Annotated in this window: 22 protein-coding genes; 4 read left to right on the forward strand and 18 right to left on the reverse strand. The window is 51.3% G+C overall.

Annotation, left to right across the window (positions count from 1 at the left end; genetic code table 11):
• Window positions 1–92: 92 nt before the first annotated feature.
• The 3 genes from ACO0LG_RS08915 to ACO0LG_RS08925 form a co-directional block, all read right to left on the reverse strand.
• Window positions 93–971: a hypothetical protein gene (locus ACO0LG_RS08915; RefSeq protein WP_423025411.1), complete on the reverse strand. Its 879-nt coding sequence runs from the start codon at window positions 969–971 to the stop codon at window positions 93–95.
• Window positions 972–1,071: 100 nt separating this feature from the next.
• Window positions 1,072–1,299 carry a hypothetical protein gene (locus ACO0LG_RS08920; RefSeq protein WP_423025413.1) on the reverse strand — a complete coding sequence of 76 codons (228 nt, stop codon included), beginning with the start codon at window positions 1,297–1,299 and terminating at the stop codon, window positions 1,072–1,074.
• Window positions 1,300–1,599: 300 nt separating this feature from the next.
• The gene (locus ACO0LG_RS08925; protein ID WP_423025415.1) at window positions 1,600–1,887 is read right to left on the reverse strand and encodes a DUF4148 domain-containing protein; all 288 of its coding nucleotides are present in this window, start codon (window positions 1,885–1,887) and stop codon (window positions 1,600–1,602) included.
• A gap of 244 nt (window positions 1,888–2,131) precedes the next feature.
• On the opposite strand from ACO0LG_RS08925, the gene ACO0LG_RS08930 reads away from it, so the two are divergent.
• Complete coding sequence (locus ACO0LG_RS08930; RefSeq protein WP_423025417.1) at window positions 2,132–3,130, forward strand: LysR family transcriptional regulator; 999 nt, start codon at window positions 2,132–2,134, stop codon at window positions 3,128–3,130.
• Between the two features lie 345 nt (window positions 3,131–3,475).
• Here the strand turns inward: ACO0LG_RS08930 and ACO0LG_RS08935 are convergent, their stop codons facing one another.
• Both ACO0LG_RS08935 and ACO0LG_RS08940 read right to left on the reverse strand, forming a co-directional pair.
• On the reverse strand, window positions 3,476–4,078 hold the full coding sequence (locus tag ACO0LG_RS08935; RefSeq protein ID WP_423025419.1) for a DUF4240 domain-containing protein: 603 nt from the start codon (window positions 4,076–4,078) through the stop codon (window positions 3,476–3,478).
• Between the two features lie 512 nt (window positions 4,079–4,590).
• Window positions 4,591–5,055 (reverse strand): hypothetical protein, encoded by a 465-nt coding sequence (locus ACO0LG_RS08940; protein ID WP_423025421.1) that lies wholly within the window; start codon window positions 5,053–5,055, stop codon window positions 4,591–4,593.
• A 395-nt stretch (window positions 5,056–5,450) separates the two neighbouring features.
• On the opposite strand from ACO0LG_RS08940, the gene ACO0LG_RS08945 reads away from it, so the two are divergent.
• Window positions 5,451–5,876, forward strand: coding sequence for an ExbD/TolR family protein (locus ACO0LG_RS08945; protein ID WP_423025423.1), 426 nt, complete (start codon window positions 5,451–5,453; stop codon window positions 5,874–5,876).
• 52 nt (window positions 5,877–5,928) lie between these two features.
• Window positions 5,929–6,306: a hypothetical protein gene (locus tag ACO0LG_RS08950; RefSeq protein WP_423025425.1), complete on the forward strand. Its 378-nt coding sequence runs from the start codon at window positions 5,929–5,931 to the stop codon at window positions 6,304–6,306.
• A 1,144-nt stretch (window positions 6,307–7,450) separates the two neighbouring features.
• On the opposite strand, the gene ACO0LG_RS08955 is transcribed toward ACO0LG_RS08950, so the two are convergent.
• Window positions 7,451–8,011, reverse strand: coding sequence for an NUDIX hydrolase (locus ACO0LG_RS08955; protein ID WP_423025427.1), 561 nt, complete (start codon window positions 8,009–8,011; stop codon window positions 7,451–7,453).
• 166 nt (window positions 8,012–8,177) lie between these two features.
• Between ACO0LG_RS08955 and ACO0LG_RS08960 the strand changes: the two genes are divergently transcribed.
• On the forward strand, window positions 8,178–8,561 hold the full coding sequence (locus tag ACO0LG_RS08960) for a DUF3592 domain-containing protein (protein ID WP_423025429.1): 384 nt from the start codon (window positions 8,178–8,180) through the stop codon (window positions 8,559–8,561).
• Window positions 8,562–8,641: 80 nt separating this feature from the next.
• Here ACO0LG_RS08960 and ACO0LG_RS08965 read toward each other — a convergent pair whose 3' ends face one another.
• From ACO0LG_RS08965 to ACO0LG_RS09020, 12 genes are all read right to left on the reverse strand, one after another.
• Window positions 8,642–9,421, reverse strand: a complete 780-nt coding sequence (locus ACO0LG_RS08965) for a hypothetical protein (protein WP_423025431.1) — start codon at window positions 9,419–9,421, stop codon at window positions 8,642–8,644.
• Window positions 9,422–9,531: 110 nt separating this feature from the next.
• Complete coding sequence (locus ACO0LG_RS08970) at window positions 9,532–9,954, reverse strand: hypothetical protein (protein WP_423025433.1); 423 nt, start codon at window positions 9,952–9,954, stop codon at window positions 9,532–9,534.
• Complete coding sequence (locus ACO0LG_RS08975) at window positions 9,951–10,364, reverse strand: hypothetical protein (RefSeq protein WP_423025435.1); 414 nt, start codon at window positions 10,362–10,364, stop codon at window positions 9,951–9,953. The genes ACO0LG_RS08970 and ACO0LG_RS08975 overlap by 4 nt, the downstream gene beginning before the upstream one ends.
• The gene (locus ACO0LG_RS08980; protein WP_423025437.1) at window positions 10,345–11,970 is read right to left on the reverse strand and encodes a hypothetical protein; all 1,626 of its coding nucleotides are present in this window, start codon (window positions 11,968–11,970) and stop codon (window positions 10,345–10,347) included. Before ACO0LG_RS08980 ends, ACO0LG_RS08975 begins: the two co-directional genes overlap by 20 nt.
• Before the next feature lie 302 nt (window positions 11,971–12,272).
• Window positions 12,273–12,584, reverse strand: a complete 312-nt coding sequence (locus tag ACO0LG_RS08985; protein WP_423025439.1) for a hypothetical protein — start codon at window positions 12,582–12,584, stop codon at window positions 12,273–12,275.
• Window positions 12,581–12,733, reverse strand: coding sequence for a hypothetical protein (locus ACO0LG_RS08990; protein WP_423025441.1), 153 nt, complete (start codon window positions 12,731–12,733; stop codon window positions 12,581–12,583). The genes ACO0LG_RS08985 and ACO0LG_RS08990 overlap by 4 nt, the downstream gene beginning before the upstream one ends.
• 106 nt (window positions 12,734–12,839) lie before the next feature.
• Window positions 12,840–13,277 (reverse strand): single-stranded DNA-binding protein, encoded by a 438-nt coding sequence (gene ssb / locus ACO0LG_RS08995; RefSeq protein WP_423025443.1) that lies wholly within the window; start codon window positions 13,275–13,277, stop codon window positions 12,840–12,842.
• Between the two features lie 70 nt (window positions 13,278–13,347).
• Window positions 13,348–13,476 carry a hypothetical protein gene (locus ACO0LG_RS09000; RefSeq protein WP_423025445.1) on the reverse strand — a complete coding sequence of 43 codons (129 nt, stop codon included), beginning with the start codon at window positions 13,474–13,476 and terminating at the stop codon, window positions 13,348–13,350.
• Window positions 13,473–13,787 (reverse strand): hypothetical protein, encoded by a 315-nt coding sequence (locus tag ACO0LG_RS09005; RefSeq protein ID WP_423025447.1) that lies wholly within the window; start codon window positions 13,785–13,787, stop codon window positions 13,473–13,475. Before ACO0LG_RS09005 ends, ACO0LG_RS09000 begins: the two co-directional genes overlap by 4 nt.
• Window positions 13,784–14,107: a hypothetical protein gene (locus ACO0LG_RS09010; RefSeq protein WP_423025449.1), complete on the reverse strand. Its 324-nt coding sequence runs from the start codon at window positions 14,105–14,107 to the stop codon at window positions 13,784–13,786. The genes ACO0LG_RS09005 and ACO0LG_RS09010 overlap by 4 nt, the downstream gene beginning before the upstream one ends.
• Window positions 14,108–14,221: 114 nt before the next feature.
• On the reverse strand, window positions 14,222–14,407 hold the full coding sequence (locus ACO0LG_RS09015; protein ID WP_423025451.1) for a hypothetical protein: 186 nt from the start codon (window positions 14,405–14,407) through the stop codon (window positions 14,222–14,224).
• Between the two features lie 274 nt (window positions 14,408–14,681).
• Window positions 14,682–14,897: a hypothetical protein gene (locus ACO0LG_RS09020; protein ID WP_423025453.1), complete on the reverse strand. Its 216-nt coding sequence runs from the start codon at window positions 14,895–14,897 to the stop codon at window positions 14,682–14,684.
• Window positions 14,898–14,974 lie beyond the last annotated feature (77 nt).

Here is a 14,974-nt window from a genome sequence, read left to right on the forward strand (position 1 = left end):
CGTAAGGTGCGCTGCACGCACCGGTTTGATCACGCCAGACGGTGTGCACGGCGCACCCTACTTCACGGCGATGTTTGCTCGTAGCTGCGTCTTCACCCACCCGGGCTCAACATGGTTACCGTGGCATCATCAGCCTTCTTCACCGTCGTGGCACCTGCCTTGCCCGCTTTGCCCGCTTCATGCGTGCGCAATTCCTGCATCATCACCTCCAGCCCACGGGTCGCGCAGGCCTGCATCAGGCTTTGGTCGTCGTAAAGCAGGTAACTATCGACCAGCCGGTAAAAACCATCTGTCATCAGGAACAGGCGCTCAGTGGCCGCCAGACTGAACCTGGATTCACGCGCCGCAAAGCGGCCTTGTGGATGCAGACAGAGTATGGATGGCTGCGGGCTGTTGTTCTGTGCTACGCGGCGCTCGCGCAACATGGGCAAGAGCCTGGCCCAGCGTGCCTGTTCATCGAGACCTTGCTGTTTTAATTCTTCTACCGCCGTCTTGAGTATGCCTTCCTGCGGATTGTCATACAGATCAAGGTCGCTTACCTTGCCCTGCGCATCCAGTAAAAAACTCTTGCAATCTCCCAGCGCATACAGGTTGCACTCTTCGCCATTCGCCTGCACGCGCAGCCAGCTCAGGGCAGCAATCGGCCAGGCGTAGGCGGGCATGGCAGCGGCTTGTAGCAGGCTGCTGTGTCGTGTGCACAAGGTTTGCAATGCCAGCACAATGCAGTCTGCCTGGGTTTGTGCCGGGGTGGCGGTTTGTTGCAGCGCCAGCGCAAATTGCTGCACAAACCAGGCTGGGTCACCTAGCTCGGTATCAAGATAATGCCGGTCTGATACTGAGCTGGCGCCGTCAAACATCAGCACATCAAGGGTGCCGTCATCATGTGTGAAGTGGCAGGCCAGGTCTTCGTTTGGTTTGTCAGGTTGATTAGATTGATGACTGGCGGGCGTGGTGGACGTATTGATCTGCATATTTGTGGAGCCTGGTTTCTGCATGTCTATTGATGGCAAAATATAGCATTGGCATGACGTGGGTGTGGCAAATTGTGAGGATACGCCTTACATGCAGTGACTATTCAAAAAATGCCCGCTTTAAAGCGATGCCGCCCAACCCGTCATGCTGCACTCGATCCAGCATCCAGCGGTTTTGGTCGTGCACGGTCAGCGTGTTTTGCTCCTTGCTTGGAGTTGCATTTTTCCTGTTTCGGGCAGACAAACGCATGGGGCACAAAGACACTGGTTGCCAGATCAAGTCTGGCATGACGGTCTTAGGACTACCGGTCAGAATTGCTGTCTGCAAGTGTGGACACGCTCAGATTTTTTCTGTGAAACTCTGCGCCCCCTCTGTGGTGCAGTTGGGTGCTCGTGCGGCACGCCGCACGCCAGCGTAACGAAGACTGCTTGCAAGCAGTCTTTCCTTTTTCTGTGTTGAAAGGTCTTCCCGCTTAAGATCAACGTCCCAAAAAAACAAAACCCGGCGGATCATCGATCACCGGGTTTCATCATTTTTTTACAGTAGGGTGCGTTACAACGCACCGCTTGCTGAGTGAGCATGTAGCATTTCTGCCTGCCCAGCCACATCAACACAATTCAGGCACGATTAATTCTGTGTCGATTTTTGTGTTTTGGATGTCGCTACTTTATCGCTATTGGCTTTTTCTGTTGCCAGACGTGTTTCTGCATTGGCTTTGACCAGGGCAGCTTTTTGGGCCGGGTACCAGGAGTAGCCTTCCATGCCGATTTCTTCGCCGTTGGCGCGGGATTCTTGCAATTCTGCCAAAACCTGGGCGCGGGTTTTTGGGGCTGTAGTATCAGTATCTGCAGCAAAAGCGGCTGTAGCTGTCAAAAATGTCAGGCTAGTTGCCAAAAAGAGTTGTGTCGCATTCATGATCGTTCCTATCAATAAGTAAGTTTAAGAGATAGCCACCTCGGTGATCTTGCTCAATTGTCATGAGAAGTGAAATTTCACTTCCGATAACAACTGAAACAAATCGTCGCCAGTGGCGCGGTGTAGAGCTTGATTTATGTTGCACTGCACCGATGGAAAGAAGTGTAGGCTTTTCGGATTCAACAATAAAGTATGAAAATGGGAATATACTATTGCTGAATCAGGAACAATAAGGGGCTTGAAAATGGACAGATTGCAATCAATGCGAATTTTTGCCAAGGTCGTGGAACTGGGCAATTTTGCCAGGGCTGCCACGGCGCTGGACATGTCTAACGCCGTTGTCACCCGCTATATCGCGGATCTGGAGAGTCATCTGGGCACGCGATTGTTGAACCGCTCCACCCGTAAATTGTCGCTGACAGAGACGGGTCTGGTGTATCTGGACAGGGTGCGTGCCATCCTGAGCGATATTGACGACGCCGATGCCATCGCCTCGTATGCGGCCAAAAAACCTAGCGGCACCTTGCGTATCTATTCTGTACCGCATTTCGGCAAAGCGCAACTGGCGCAGCTATTGCCCGAATTTGCCAGGGATTATCCCGACGTCATGCTTGACATCAAAATCACTGACCACCAGGTTGACCTGGTCGAAGAGGGCATTGATGTCGGCTTTTACCTGGACCTGCAAAAGATAGACGGCAGCATGATCTCGCGCAAGCTGGCCACCTCTGAAGTACTGCTGTGTGCCTCGCCCAGCTACCTGAAGGAACATGGCACGCCCGCCACGCCAGAAGATATCTCTGGCCACCGCTGCCTCAACTTCAATTACGACTTTTTGCGCGATAACTGGATGGCCTTTGACAAACGCATAGGCCGCGACTCTTACCGCAGCATCCCCATCCAGAGCAAACTCATCAGCAACAATGCCGACGTGCTGCGCGCCTGCGCCCTGGCGGGCATGGGCCTGGTCCTGCGCACGTCTTTCCAGATTGATGATGACCTGGCGCAGGGCAGACTGGTCAGGCTGTTTCCTGAACACTGCTTTGGTGCGGTGTCGATTTCCATGGTCTATCCCAGCCGCCGCCAGTTGTCGGCCAAGGTCAGGCGCTTTGTTGATTTCGTGGCCAGCAAATTCCCTCGCCCAGAAGAAGACATGTGGCTCGGTAGTTGCCCTTTCCGCATCCATGAAGAAAAACTCAGGGAACTGGGCATACCCCATCCCGGAAAAATGCGTATAGGCTGAGTCAGAACGCGTACCCCTCGCGCAGATGCGCATGATGCAAAGGTATCCTTCGTCAGTTTACATGCTTGTAAGCAATTGTAAAATATCGTCGTCACACTTGTGTAACATTAATCCGATATCCTATGCTTGTTGTGTCTCCTTAGGTATTTTGCCGCCACGGAAATCCCCCTTCCGTGGCGGTTTTTTATTTGGGGATGTGATTTCTTGCACGTTCTGCAAGCCCCATTTTTTACCATCGCCGTAAAGTAGGGCGCATTGCAATGCGCCCCATGAACCGGCGCTTGCCAAATGTAGGAGCAGCTTTAGCCGCGAACAGGTGCGCCGTAGCAGCCAAACTCAAGCGGTTTAACCCTCACCGCTGATGCCTTCACTACTGACGGTAAATACCTTGCGGGCCGCGGCCTTGTCAAGCTGGCTGGCCAGATAATTTTGCCAGAGCGTGGGGAATTTTTCTTCCATCACTTCATGGGTGTAATAACCCCAGTCAAACCAGGCTGGTTCTGCCAGGTTTGTGGGTTCGCGTTCGCGGGGGGCATCAGTTATGCGCCTGCCGGTGACTTTTTCATAGGCCTTGTAGATGGCGTAACAATAGTCTTCATCAGAAACATCTGGGCGGCCATCCCGGTCATGGACAATATCGAGCATTGCTATACTGTCTGGATTGCGCAATGCCTCTTCATACGCAGCCTGGCCCATGGAAACCAGCCAGTAACGGAAGTATAAAAATCCATCGTCGCTCATATAGTCCTGATGCAACAGGCAGCCCGCGCCATACACATCACCAATATCCGCCTGATATACAAGCTTGTGGAAAAGAATATCAAATTCGATGATGAGTTCAGACGATAATTTGCTGAGATGGTATTCCAGGTCTTCGGCACGATAGCGCTGGTAGCGCGCTGTGCGATTGGTGACGGCAACGATGTGCCAGAAATCAGTGCCATTCATGAGTGTGCTGTTGGTTTATTTGGCCGCTATTGTAAAGCACGCGGGGACGGCAATACATTCTGCATCGCGGCTTTGTGCAAACAAGCGAAGATTTTTAAGATGGCATGCCCCAAACCCGTCATGCCGGACTCGATCCGGCATCCAGCGGCGTTGCTAGCATGCTGATGCAGCTTATCTGGAGGCAGATCAAGAAATCAATGTTTTGCTGCGAACATGGAGTAGCGCACTAGCACGCTCAAAGACACTGGATGCCAGATCAAGTCTGGCATGACGATGTTGGGGCTGGTTGCTACAGGCGGAGGATTGCTGTGTGCCAAGTGACAGAAGTGACAGATATGAATCAGCCAGTCATGTAGGGTAGGCTATCACGCACCATCTATCGTCAAAAATAATTTACATCTTGTTTGCGAATGAGAATGCGATACTCATTGTCATGCAGCATGATGTATCACACAGGTTTCAATTCCAAAGCCGGTGCGTTATACCATACCCTACGCACTCTGCTCAAAATATCAATCCACAAACTCCGTCTTGAAATCCCATGCATCAAAACCGCCCACATTGGCGGCGATGCCACCCGTGTGTTCCAGGAAAAAATGCACGGTGCGTAAAAATTCGCGGTAGTCTTCCAGCGATGCAGCCTTGATTTCAAACGAAGCTACGCACAGGTTTTTAGCTTCCTGCACATTCTTTTTTTCTTTGTACTGGCCATCATTGCGGTATTGAAAATAGCGGGACAGTTCATGCGCGGCATCACCAGTTTTTTCGCGGTGTACATACAAATGAAAGTCACTATTACGCCCATTCGCATAATGCTTGGTCAGCTTGAGCGTGGTCCATTCCTTCGATTCATCATCGCCATAAAAATCGCCATCTGAATCAAACTCTTCTGCCTGCCAGAATGCCGGACAAAAATCATCTTCGCCAGGCATGGCGACGTGGTCATACAGAACGATGATTTCAGAATAGATTTTCATGCTTCTCGCCTTTACCGGGGTCAGACTGACTTATTGACTTCAGGGCTACTTGTATTTTGATTCTGGTTTGCTGAGTGCTTGCTTGCTGTTTGCCTCGGCTTACTTCGTGCTTGCTTCAGCTTACTCTGCAATACTTCTAAAATATAATGCCACAGTCCCCAGAACTTGTCTTAGAACATCAAGATGAATTTCTTTTGCCTGCCGGGCTGATGCTAAAAACGGACAGGCACGGGCAGGTTTATTGCCCGATAGTACAATGGTCTTTGGTGCTGGCAGTCAGGCTAGCCTTTCTCTTTACTTGAGCTTGCCCACTTTGCAACAGCTTTACAAAATGTGTAATATGGTTGCAGCAGCAAATCCGGCAGTAATCCGTCATTAATAATCAGGACAAAGACATGATGCACGCACAGGCAGGCCAGGGTTGGCAAAGAGAAGATGAAGTCTTGCTGACTATGGACAGCACGCCCATGATAGGTATCATGCTGGCGCTGATTGCCATGCTGGTCATGGCTGTGCCGCCAGCAAGGCATTTTCTTGACTATGGCGCAAGCGGCTGCGCCTTTTTTGACCCGAATGCGGATTCCCATTTCGTTGACATTGATTTCGATGGCAGCCTGCAATTGAATGGCGAGGTGCTCACGAAGAGACAGTTGGAGCAGCGTTTTCAGGCGTTCGCCCTGCGCCACGACCATCGCCAGTTTATCTTTCTGCGTGCCAACCATGCTACCACCTACCAGCAAGTGACCTCAGTGCTGGCATCGACCCGGCGTCATGGACTGGACTACGTCCACATCGTCAACGATGGCCTGCTGCCTTCCTGAGTGTAGACAAAATTTCAGACAAAAATTTCACCAAGCACGGAGAAACCAAATTATGAGCATGGTCTTATGGATAAAACTTGAAAGCGACAGCGACGATGTCGCACCAGACGACCTCGGTTATTTGCTCGACGAGCTCGAAGACATCGACGCCCACTGCGAAGAACTGGGCGTGCAAGCCTTGAGCGAATTTGTCGATTATTCTGACGTTGAATACAACATCAGTGAAGAGGAGCTTGACGAAAGCTGGCTGGCCGACAACGCCAAATGGGTCAGCCCCACCGAGCTGCTGATCAGCATACGTGCACTCGAAGCGGCGCTGAGCGAATCAGGCGACAACAACGAAGTACTTGAAGAATTGCAGATCATCGGGCAACGTTGCAAAGAGGCAGAAGAAAACGCAGTACAAGTGCGGCTGATTGCGGTGATGTAAAAACGGTGGCGCCACCCTGTAGGGTGCGCCATGCGCACCGGTTTTCATTAGGCAATCACTCTCCACGATGGTGCGCACGGCGCACCCTACCAATGGCAAACATCGCCGTGAGTGTAGGGAGTGTTGCAATGCGCCGTAAGGTTGCGGCGAACAACGTGCACATGCGGCGCAGTAGAATTCGCGCTGCGGGTATGCCTTTACCAGCATTGCTAACGGGCCTGTGTAGCGGATTGAGATTTGTGTGGCAACTGAGCGTTTTGCGTATAGTTTGAAGCAGGGCGCGCCGTGCGCACCGCAGGTATCACTAATTGCAGGTTTCGCAAATCATGTCACGCATCTGCTGTTGTATTGCATGCTAGTGCCGTACAAGGTTGGCAACGCGCATAGCTCCACCACCCGTCATGCCGGACTCGATCCGGCATCCAGTGTCGTTAGTCTTCAAGCCATGCGGTGTTTATCTGCGAGAATAGGCGCAGAGCAGCGTATTGCAGCACGGTGAATAAGTGTGCTATCAGTACGCAAACAACGCCGCTGGATGCCGGATCAAGTCTGGCATGACGAAATAGGGGGCGCTACTCAAAATGGATATACGTAGATGTGACGCAACAAAGTAGGGTGCGCCGTGCGCACCGCACGCATCACTTGTCCAGCGCTTCGCAAATCATGTCACGCATCTGCTGTTGAATTGTATTGCATGCTAGTGCCGTACAAGGTTGGCAACGCGCATAGCTCCACCACCCGTCATGCCGGACTCGATCCGGCATCCAGTGTCGTTAGTCTTCAAGCCATGCGGTCTTTATCTGCGAGAATAGGCGCAGAGCAGCGTATTGCGGCACGGTGAATAAGTGCGCCATCAGTGCACAAACAACGCCGCTGGATGCCGGATCAAGTCCGGCATGACGGGGTGATGGCCGCCACCTAAAATAGATTTACTGGAATTTTGAAGTAACGGGTAGGGTGCGTTTCAACGCACCACATGCATGGCTGCCAATCATTGGTATCTCTTTGAAACACATTCGTGATATGCGTATTTCACATGCTCGAAATTAAAAATTTCCTTATCTTTGTTTGCTCTCATCCGGTGCGTTGCAACGCACCCTACACACTTCCATGTTTTCCATCGCCTGTTATGTGGCCGCCGCTACTAGCGCAAACCCGGCGCAAACCCTGACACCCCCACACTTTTCCTCGCCATCCTCGCGACCGACGCATTGTCGTCTTCTGCCGCCAGCGTAGCCAGCGGCACCCAGGCCAGGGCATGTGACTCTTCGCTGACATTAAAATCGACATGCTGTGCCTGGAATAAAAATCGCACGTCATAATGATAGTGTGCAGGCTCGCTGCCCTGGGCGGGGATGGGATGTACATCGACATCAAACAGGGCATCGCTCAGCAGGCGCAAGTCAGCCATGCCGCTTTCTTCCCGCGCTTCGCGTGCGGCAGCGGCTTGTATGCTGGTGTCGGCATCGTCGGTATGCCCGCCGAGTTGCAACCAGCGATTGAGTTTCTTGTGATGCGTCAGCAGGGCAGACTGGCCATCGGGGTGCAGTATCCAGGCGGATGCGGTGACATGTCCGACCAGGGTAGAGCGGCTGGCGCAGTCGGCGGTGCTATGCACAAAGTCCAGCGTGGTTGTCAAGTGCATGGCTTCTGTGGCGTCGCTGGCTTGGTGGGCCTGTAGCAGGGCGATGAGCTGGTCTTGCATGATGTAAAGTGCATTTCAAAACGCAGATGATAGCCGAGGGCTGCCCACCTGCATCTTTGGGCCGCCTTTGGGCAGCATAGCGGCATGGCACAATGCAAATGTTGTTGCCGTCATCATCATGATGCTACACTGGCCTGATCATTGTAGATTAAGCAGGGATCTGAGCATGGCAAAAAAGAGCATAGCCTTCAAAATCCTGGGCGTGGTCGCTGGTCTTGCATTCATGGCGGCTGGTTTCTCTGAGCGCTCATCCCTGGCACATATGAAGGCCATAGGCAAAACCGCCGTGGTTGATCCTATCAAGAACTACACCAAACGCAAATCGATTTACACTGCCGAGTTCAGCTTCACCACTGAAAAAGGTGAAAAAATCACCGCTAAACATTCTTTCCTTTCTGAGTTGATCGCCGATTTTGAAGCAGGCAGACCAGTCAGCGTCTTGTATGACCCCAATCGTCCACATGAGTTTGTCTTTGAAAAAGAAAAAGCATCCTGGTACATGGTCATTGGTGGAATTGTCTTTGCGATTGCCGCCTTGCTGTTGGCGTGAACGGCGGTATTGCAGTAGTAAAGAATTTCCCCATGTATGAGGAGTAAGATACTTCACGCCTTGCAGCGGTGAACAATACATTACTTAGGTCTGCCAGCAATATATACCAGCGTTTTAAGGTCGTCTTCACTGGCAATGGTTCTTTCAAAAATACCGTTACTACCAATGACACAGCTGGTATTTCTATTGTAGTAAAGCATGAGGTTGATTTCACCTTGTGCAGGACATTCTGGCGCAGAGTCATATCTCTTTCCCAGCAGGGTAGATGTACCTGCATGCCCCCAGGACCATATCGCGCCAAATGCATGCGTCAATAATGGATGGCCAACTTCATGCGCTGCTGTCATGGCATACGAGCGCTCAGGGTCTGGTCCGTCATTCTCATCGTAATATAAAGTGCCGGTAAAAAACGGATAGGGATTGCGCGAGCGCTTGCTCAGGTTGCCAAGCAGGCGGCTGCCCGGGTTTGCCAGTGTCAGGGGCATGCCTTGCGCTGATCTTTCCGGCCTTACCCTGACATCCCATGCTTCACCCTTGAGCGTGATGGTTCTGCTCCAGTATTTTGCTATACCCTCATCGGCCAGCCTCGCATAGTATTCAAACTGCGCGTCGCCGGGCTTTTTGGCGAGTCCCAACAGGCAGGTAAGCAGTGATGGCTTGCCATAGTTCATGCGTAAGCGGATGTGGATGATTTTATGCTCGTCATCCATGTTCGCAGTGGCATAAGTCAACGGGCGCTTACTGCCATTGTGTATCTGCTCATCGTTCACTGCGCCGATAGGCTGTGGCCTGACTCGATATGGGGCAGGCAGGATAGCGCCAGGATAGTTGTTCTTGCCAGTGCGGGAATTATTTGCCATATCTTTGATTATCTACACTGGAATATCTGCAGTCGGTCGTCAAATCAATGTCAGCATTCTTGTATATGGAAGTCCCGATGGGGGAAGTTCGCTCAACAAATATGGCCTGTTCAGGGATGTTTGCCTGCTCGTTTTTTTTCATCGCTACATACGCGCTGATAGCCTTCATCATTGATTGCCATTCTATAATAGATCATACTTCGACCATTATTTTCCTGTACAGGAGGCGTGCCAATCCTGCTCAGGGGCACTTTTTTTCCACAAATCTCGATGGTAGTACCATATAACCAGCGGTAAAAATTGGGAACTTGTTCCCCGTTTGTGATGTACCCATTTTGATAGGTATCTCCCGGGATTATTTTTTTGCATTCTGTCGGATTATGGTCGCATATCTCGACTACCTGGGCAGTGGAGTTGACTACAGTGAAGAGAAGATCGAATTTTTGCTCCAAAGCTTGCGCTTCCGGCGTGGTGAGCAGCAGATTACTTGCGGCGGCCAGCAAGATGAATGAGTGTCTTAACGTCGTTTTCAATGCCGATACTCCAAATTCAAAGGGGGCTTTCCTGTAGTCTGCCTGGTATCCCGGCATAATTGCTGAGTGCTTTCTTCAGTGATGCTCATTCTGTAAAAGACAATGTCGCTGTCGTTTTTTTTCGGCACGGGTGTCGTGACCACCCTGCTTAGCGGCACAATTTTTCCACAGATTTTGATGGTCGTGCCATATAACCAATAATAAAAATAGTGAATTTGCTTTCCGTTTGTGATTTGTCCATCTTCATAGGTATCTCCCGCAGCGACAGTTTTGCAATCTGATGAATGAGTGTCGCAAAAATCAATGGTGTGTTTTGTTGAGTTGAGTACTCTGAATTCTAGATCGAACTTTTGCTCCCACGCTTGTGCTTCCGGCGCGATGAATAGCAGCTTACTTGCGGCGGCCAGCAATATGTATAAGTGTCTTAACGTCGTTTTCACTGGCGATACTCCTATTTATATATTGGCCTAGTTTTACTTGTGGATGATCATTGTAGTACTGCATGAGATTGATTTCTCCCGTTGCCGGATACATGGGCGCTTTTTCGTAGGTGTCACCATAGAAAGTTGATGTGCCTTCATGACCCCATGAATAATCTTTGCTGAGTGCATCTGTTAATACAGCATGCCCAAATTCATGTCCCGCAGTTCTCTTGAGTATGGCATCAGCATCTTTACCATAATCTGTGTCGTAATACAATTTTCCTGATCCGGTCGGATACGGATTGCTTGAGCGCTTGCTCAAATCACCATAGATCGTCTTGCTTCCAGGATTGGCCAGGGTGAAAGGCATGCCATCTTTTGATCTTTCAGGCCTGACATTGACTGTCCAGTCTTCTCCATTGAGATTGACTTTCCTGCTCCAGTGGTTTGCTATGCCTTCATCGGCCAGTTTCGCATATTTTTCAAACTCCTGGTCATTGACCTGTTTGTTCAAACCAATAAAGCGACTGAATAAGGATGGCTTTTGATAATCCGTGAGGACCTTGACGTTGATGATTTTATTTTTTTCGTCAATCTCTGCGTTGGAGTAACTGACGGGTCTGTCTCTTCCCTTGAGTATTTGATGCCCATTGTATGGCGTGATCGGATGTGCATTCCCACCAAATGGCAAAGTCCATGAGCCATCTGAATTCTGTACTTCCGGTATAGACGGATCATTACCCGGAATTTGTTCCATAGGATTGCGGAACCGGGAATCCTGTCCTTTGGCGCTAAATCCATTACCCTCTTTTCTCGCAAGAGTATCGGTAAACTGACTTAACAGACCTGTTTTCTTTGCCTGATTTTTCTCACCAGTTGATTGCCCCGAATAAGCACTGGTCTGATAGCCTTGAGTCGCTGGCGACTCAGCAGCGTCGTCAATGCCGCGGTCCGGCGAATCTTCCCATCCCTCGTCGTCTTCTCTGTCAGAGTAGGTATCGCCTTCATTGTCAACTTGCGGGGATTGTTCAGTATCGTCACCTGCATCATCGCCAGCCGCCATGGTACGCAATAGCAAACCCCTGACCGGTGTGGCCGCTTGCATGCCACCCCCACTGCCCTCTAGCGCGGCCAGCTTTTGCTCATAATCCGGGTTTGGCTTTCTGTAAAATTGTAGGCCGGAAAATGGATCTGCGTCTGCGCCAATAGTGCCTGGTAACAAGCGTATATATTTGCCTTTCTCTTCGGGACTTAGCCCTCTGCGAAGATAAGGGAGTAACTCAGACGGTGCCAGATTTTGCATGTCAGAAGGGAACTTGTCCACCAAGTGGTCAATAAACTGTTCATTGTCTTCGCTGCTTGCGGCCCTGTTCGTGGCCCTGTCTATGGCCCCGTCCATTGCAACCGGAAAGTATCTCATGAGATTGTCGAGCTTCGCGCTGCTACGGGGTATGCCAGAAAATGCGGGCAAGCTGCCTGTATCCTCCATGGCTGGCTGAAAACCGGGAGCCCCCAAGTTATTCGATTGCTCGTCGTCTTGTGTATCGATGAGGTAGGGCAGGCCGTCCGGGCCGGTGATGCGTTTCATTGGCATGATGTTCCTGTGGTGACTTTTATTGTTTGGTATTTTTGCTGCATCTTCCAGGCAGGTTTGGGCATGCAGAAGGGGGTGCCGTGCGCACCGCATTTTTTCAGAAATGATTGCAAAGTTAGCGATGAGAAATGCTACGCATGGCGCACCCTACTTGCTGATGCAGCCTGTAGGGTGCGTTGTAACGCACCGCATGCAAGTGTCGATGATGACGATGCATATGGTCCTGAGAACACAGAAATTACATGCCGCGCATGACAACGTGCCCTGCATTCCCGCCTTGAGCAAAGCGCACGAGGTGATCGTCAGGCTTCACCATACAAGGCGATCATCAGCGGATCGGTGCGGCGGATTTTGTCGGCGGTAGGCCTGATCTGGCGGGTGTAGATGGTGGGCGCGGGCTTGCCGCTATGCCAGCCAAACTGCAGCTTGCTGCGGCCACGGTTATTGGGGATGGCGCGTTGTACGACGTGACCAGAAAAGCACAGGTCACCAATCAGCTTGCGCGCATAATTTTCCGACGTGCGCAGCTCGCGCATGATGTCTTCGATGAACAGGAATTTGTCACTCAGGATTTGCGCCACTTGGGCATAGCGTACGGCGATGTCGTTTCTCATATTGTGTCCTTTCGGCGGTTGTTTGGCTTGTTACTTCTTTCCCTGGCAAGGGAGATTGTTGCGGTTTCGCAAAGCATGCTTTGCACTATCCATTTCCAGGCCGCCTGCTGGCAGCGCGTTGAAATGGCGGGGATGGCGATGGTTTCCATTTGATTGACTCATCATCACATTGCACAAGAAACCCATCCTCACCCTGGCCCTCTCCTCGAAGAGAGGGAATTACTACATTATTATCCAGGCGGTTTTTACTGCTGATTAAAACGGCAAATCATCATCCATGTTGTCCCAGGTCTCAGGCGCGCGGGCTGGCTGGCGGGGTTTTGCCGGTGTGCCATCCGTGCCGTCTGCCTGGGCTGCTGATCTGCTGCTGAGCATCTGCATGGTGTCGCCGCGCACTTCGGTGATGGATTTTTCCTGGCCATCCTTGTCTGTGTATTTGCGGGTGCGCAGGCTGCCTTCTACATAGACGGACGCGCCCTTCTTGAGGTGCATGGCGACCGCTTCGGCCAGGCGGCCGAGGAAGCTGATGCGGTGCCACTCTGTGCGTTCCTTGCGTTCACCGGTTGTACGGTCTTTCCAGTTGTCGGTGGTGGCAATGGTGATGTTGCTGACGGCTTCGCCACTGGGGGCGTAGCGGGTTTCAGGGTCGCGGCCCAGGTTGCCGACGAGGATCACTTTATTGACGGATGCCATTCTTGTTATCGCCTTGTGTGAAAAATTTCAAAAATTTCAAAAATTTCAAGAGCTTCAGAAATCTCAAGAATTAATGTTGCAGCGCTGTCTTGCATGCCGCCAGGCGGCTGTAACCGAGGTTGCGTATCATGCGATACACGGCGCACTTGATGCGCACTCGCATATGCAGATGGTTGATGAGAGCATGTGTATCGTTCATGTCGTGGCTTTCTCTAAAGACTGGCAAAGTTCGCGCAAGGCTTGTGCTTCGTGGGCAGCAAACCAGTGATCATCTTGTGGCAGCTTGGCGGCCAGGGCCTTCGCCTTGTCCAGCAGCTCGGGTGCTTTTGCCCAAAGGCGGGCATTGGCAATGGCTTCGTCAGATGGTTGCAGGGCATCCGGGTTGCAGATTTTGCCGCTGGCATCGTAATGCGCCTCGGCCTGCCAGCCATAGGCTATTGCCATGCACTGGCTGCTGCGGGTATCGAACAGGGCATTGCCCACGGCATGTAACTGGCGGCTATGCTTCATTGCACCCTCGCGCCAAAGCCGGTCATGCGTTCTGCTTCTTGCGCCAGCTGGCTCAACTCGCTACGCGCAGTGCCTTGCTCAGGTATTTTTTTTGCGGGCTGTGTATTCATAGATGTATTTATTGATGCATTCGCAGATGCGGTCACTGAGGCATGCAGTCTCGCCGCCGCCCGGCTGGCGGGAGCTGCCTGTTTTTCAGGCTGCTCAAGCTGTTCAGCACCTGGTATTTTGTCTTCTTCATTATTGATGATGCTGAGCACAGCGCAGATGACGATATACGCCAGGGCAGTGACCAGCCAGTCTGTCAGGGATGTTTTCATACTAGTCCTCACAAAATTTTGGGCGAGCGCGTACGCACAGAAAAACGCACTCGTTCTCGTGTTAATCAATGTAGTTTTTGGGTGATACTGTAAGAGTGATGCTCGAGGGTGATGCTAGGTGACACCTGGTGATGCCGGGTGATACTTTGTTGTTGATGCCGTACTGCTGGTACTGTGTTGCTCATGCTGTGCTGCTTTAGCTGGCCATTGCGGCTGACTGTTGATGCCGGAAAAAAACAGGTGACAATGTGATGCGCTGGCCTTGCCCGCCGCGGGTGAACGCGGCAGCAGAAAGTGCAAGGCCAGCGCAGACAAGGTGCCGGACGCTACTCCGGCAAGTGTGAAATGGGCCGCGAACCGATTTCACCAGCGTATTCTTCTTTGCGTGCTATGCGCTCAGATGCAGAGCGCTTCGGTGTTATAGTCAATATCGACATTCAGTGTTGAACTTAGTGTTCAACTCAGTGCCGCACTCGGTGTTGAAACTCAGTGCTGAAACGCAGTGTTGAAACTCAGTAATTAGATTTCAAAACCCAGATTTCATCGTCCAGCTTTCAAGGCACAGTACAGCGATTTATTGCTGCCAGTCCTGCATGACCTTCGCCATCATCCTGCCAAAGTTTTCATACCGCCCCTGGTCCAGCAGGCTGGCCATTTTGTTGCATTGTTCCATGTTGCATTCAGCAAAGGCGTCGATCAGGTTTTGCCCGTTGATCAGCACCGCAGTAGATGCAGTGGCCGGTTGCGCGTAATAGGTTTTGGGTAATCCAAAATAAGTTTGCGTGCTCATGTGTCGCTTTCTTTGTTTGTCTGACCATGAGTAGAACTATACGCTTCTGTATTAATCGAGTCAATACGAAAATGCAT

This window comes from Undibacterium sp. Ji42W, assembly GCF_049340405.1.
Lineage (GTDB): Bacteria > Pseudomonadota > Gammaproteobacteria > Burkholderiales > Burkholderiaceae_D > Undibacterium.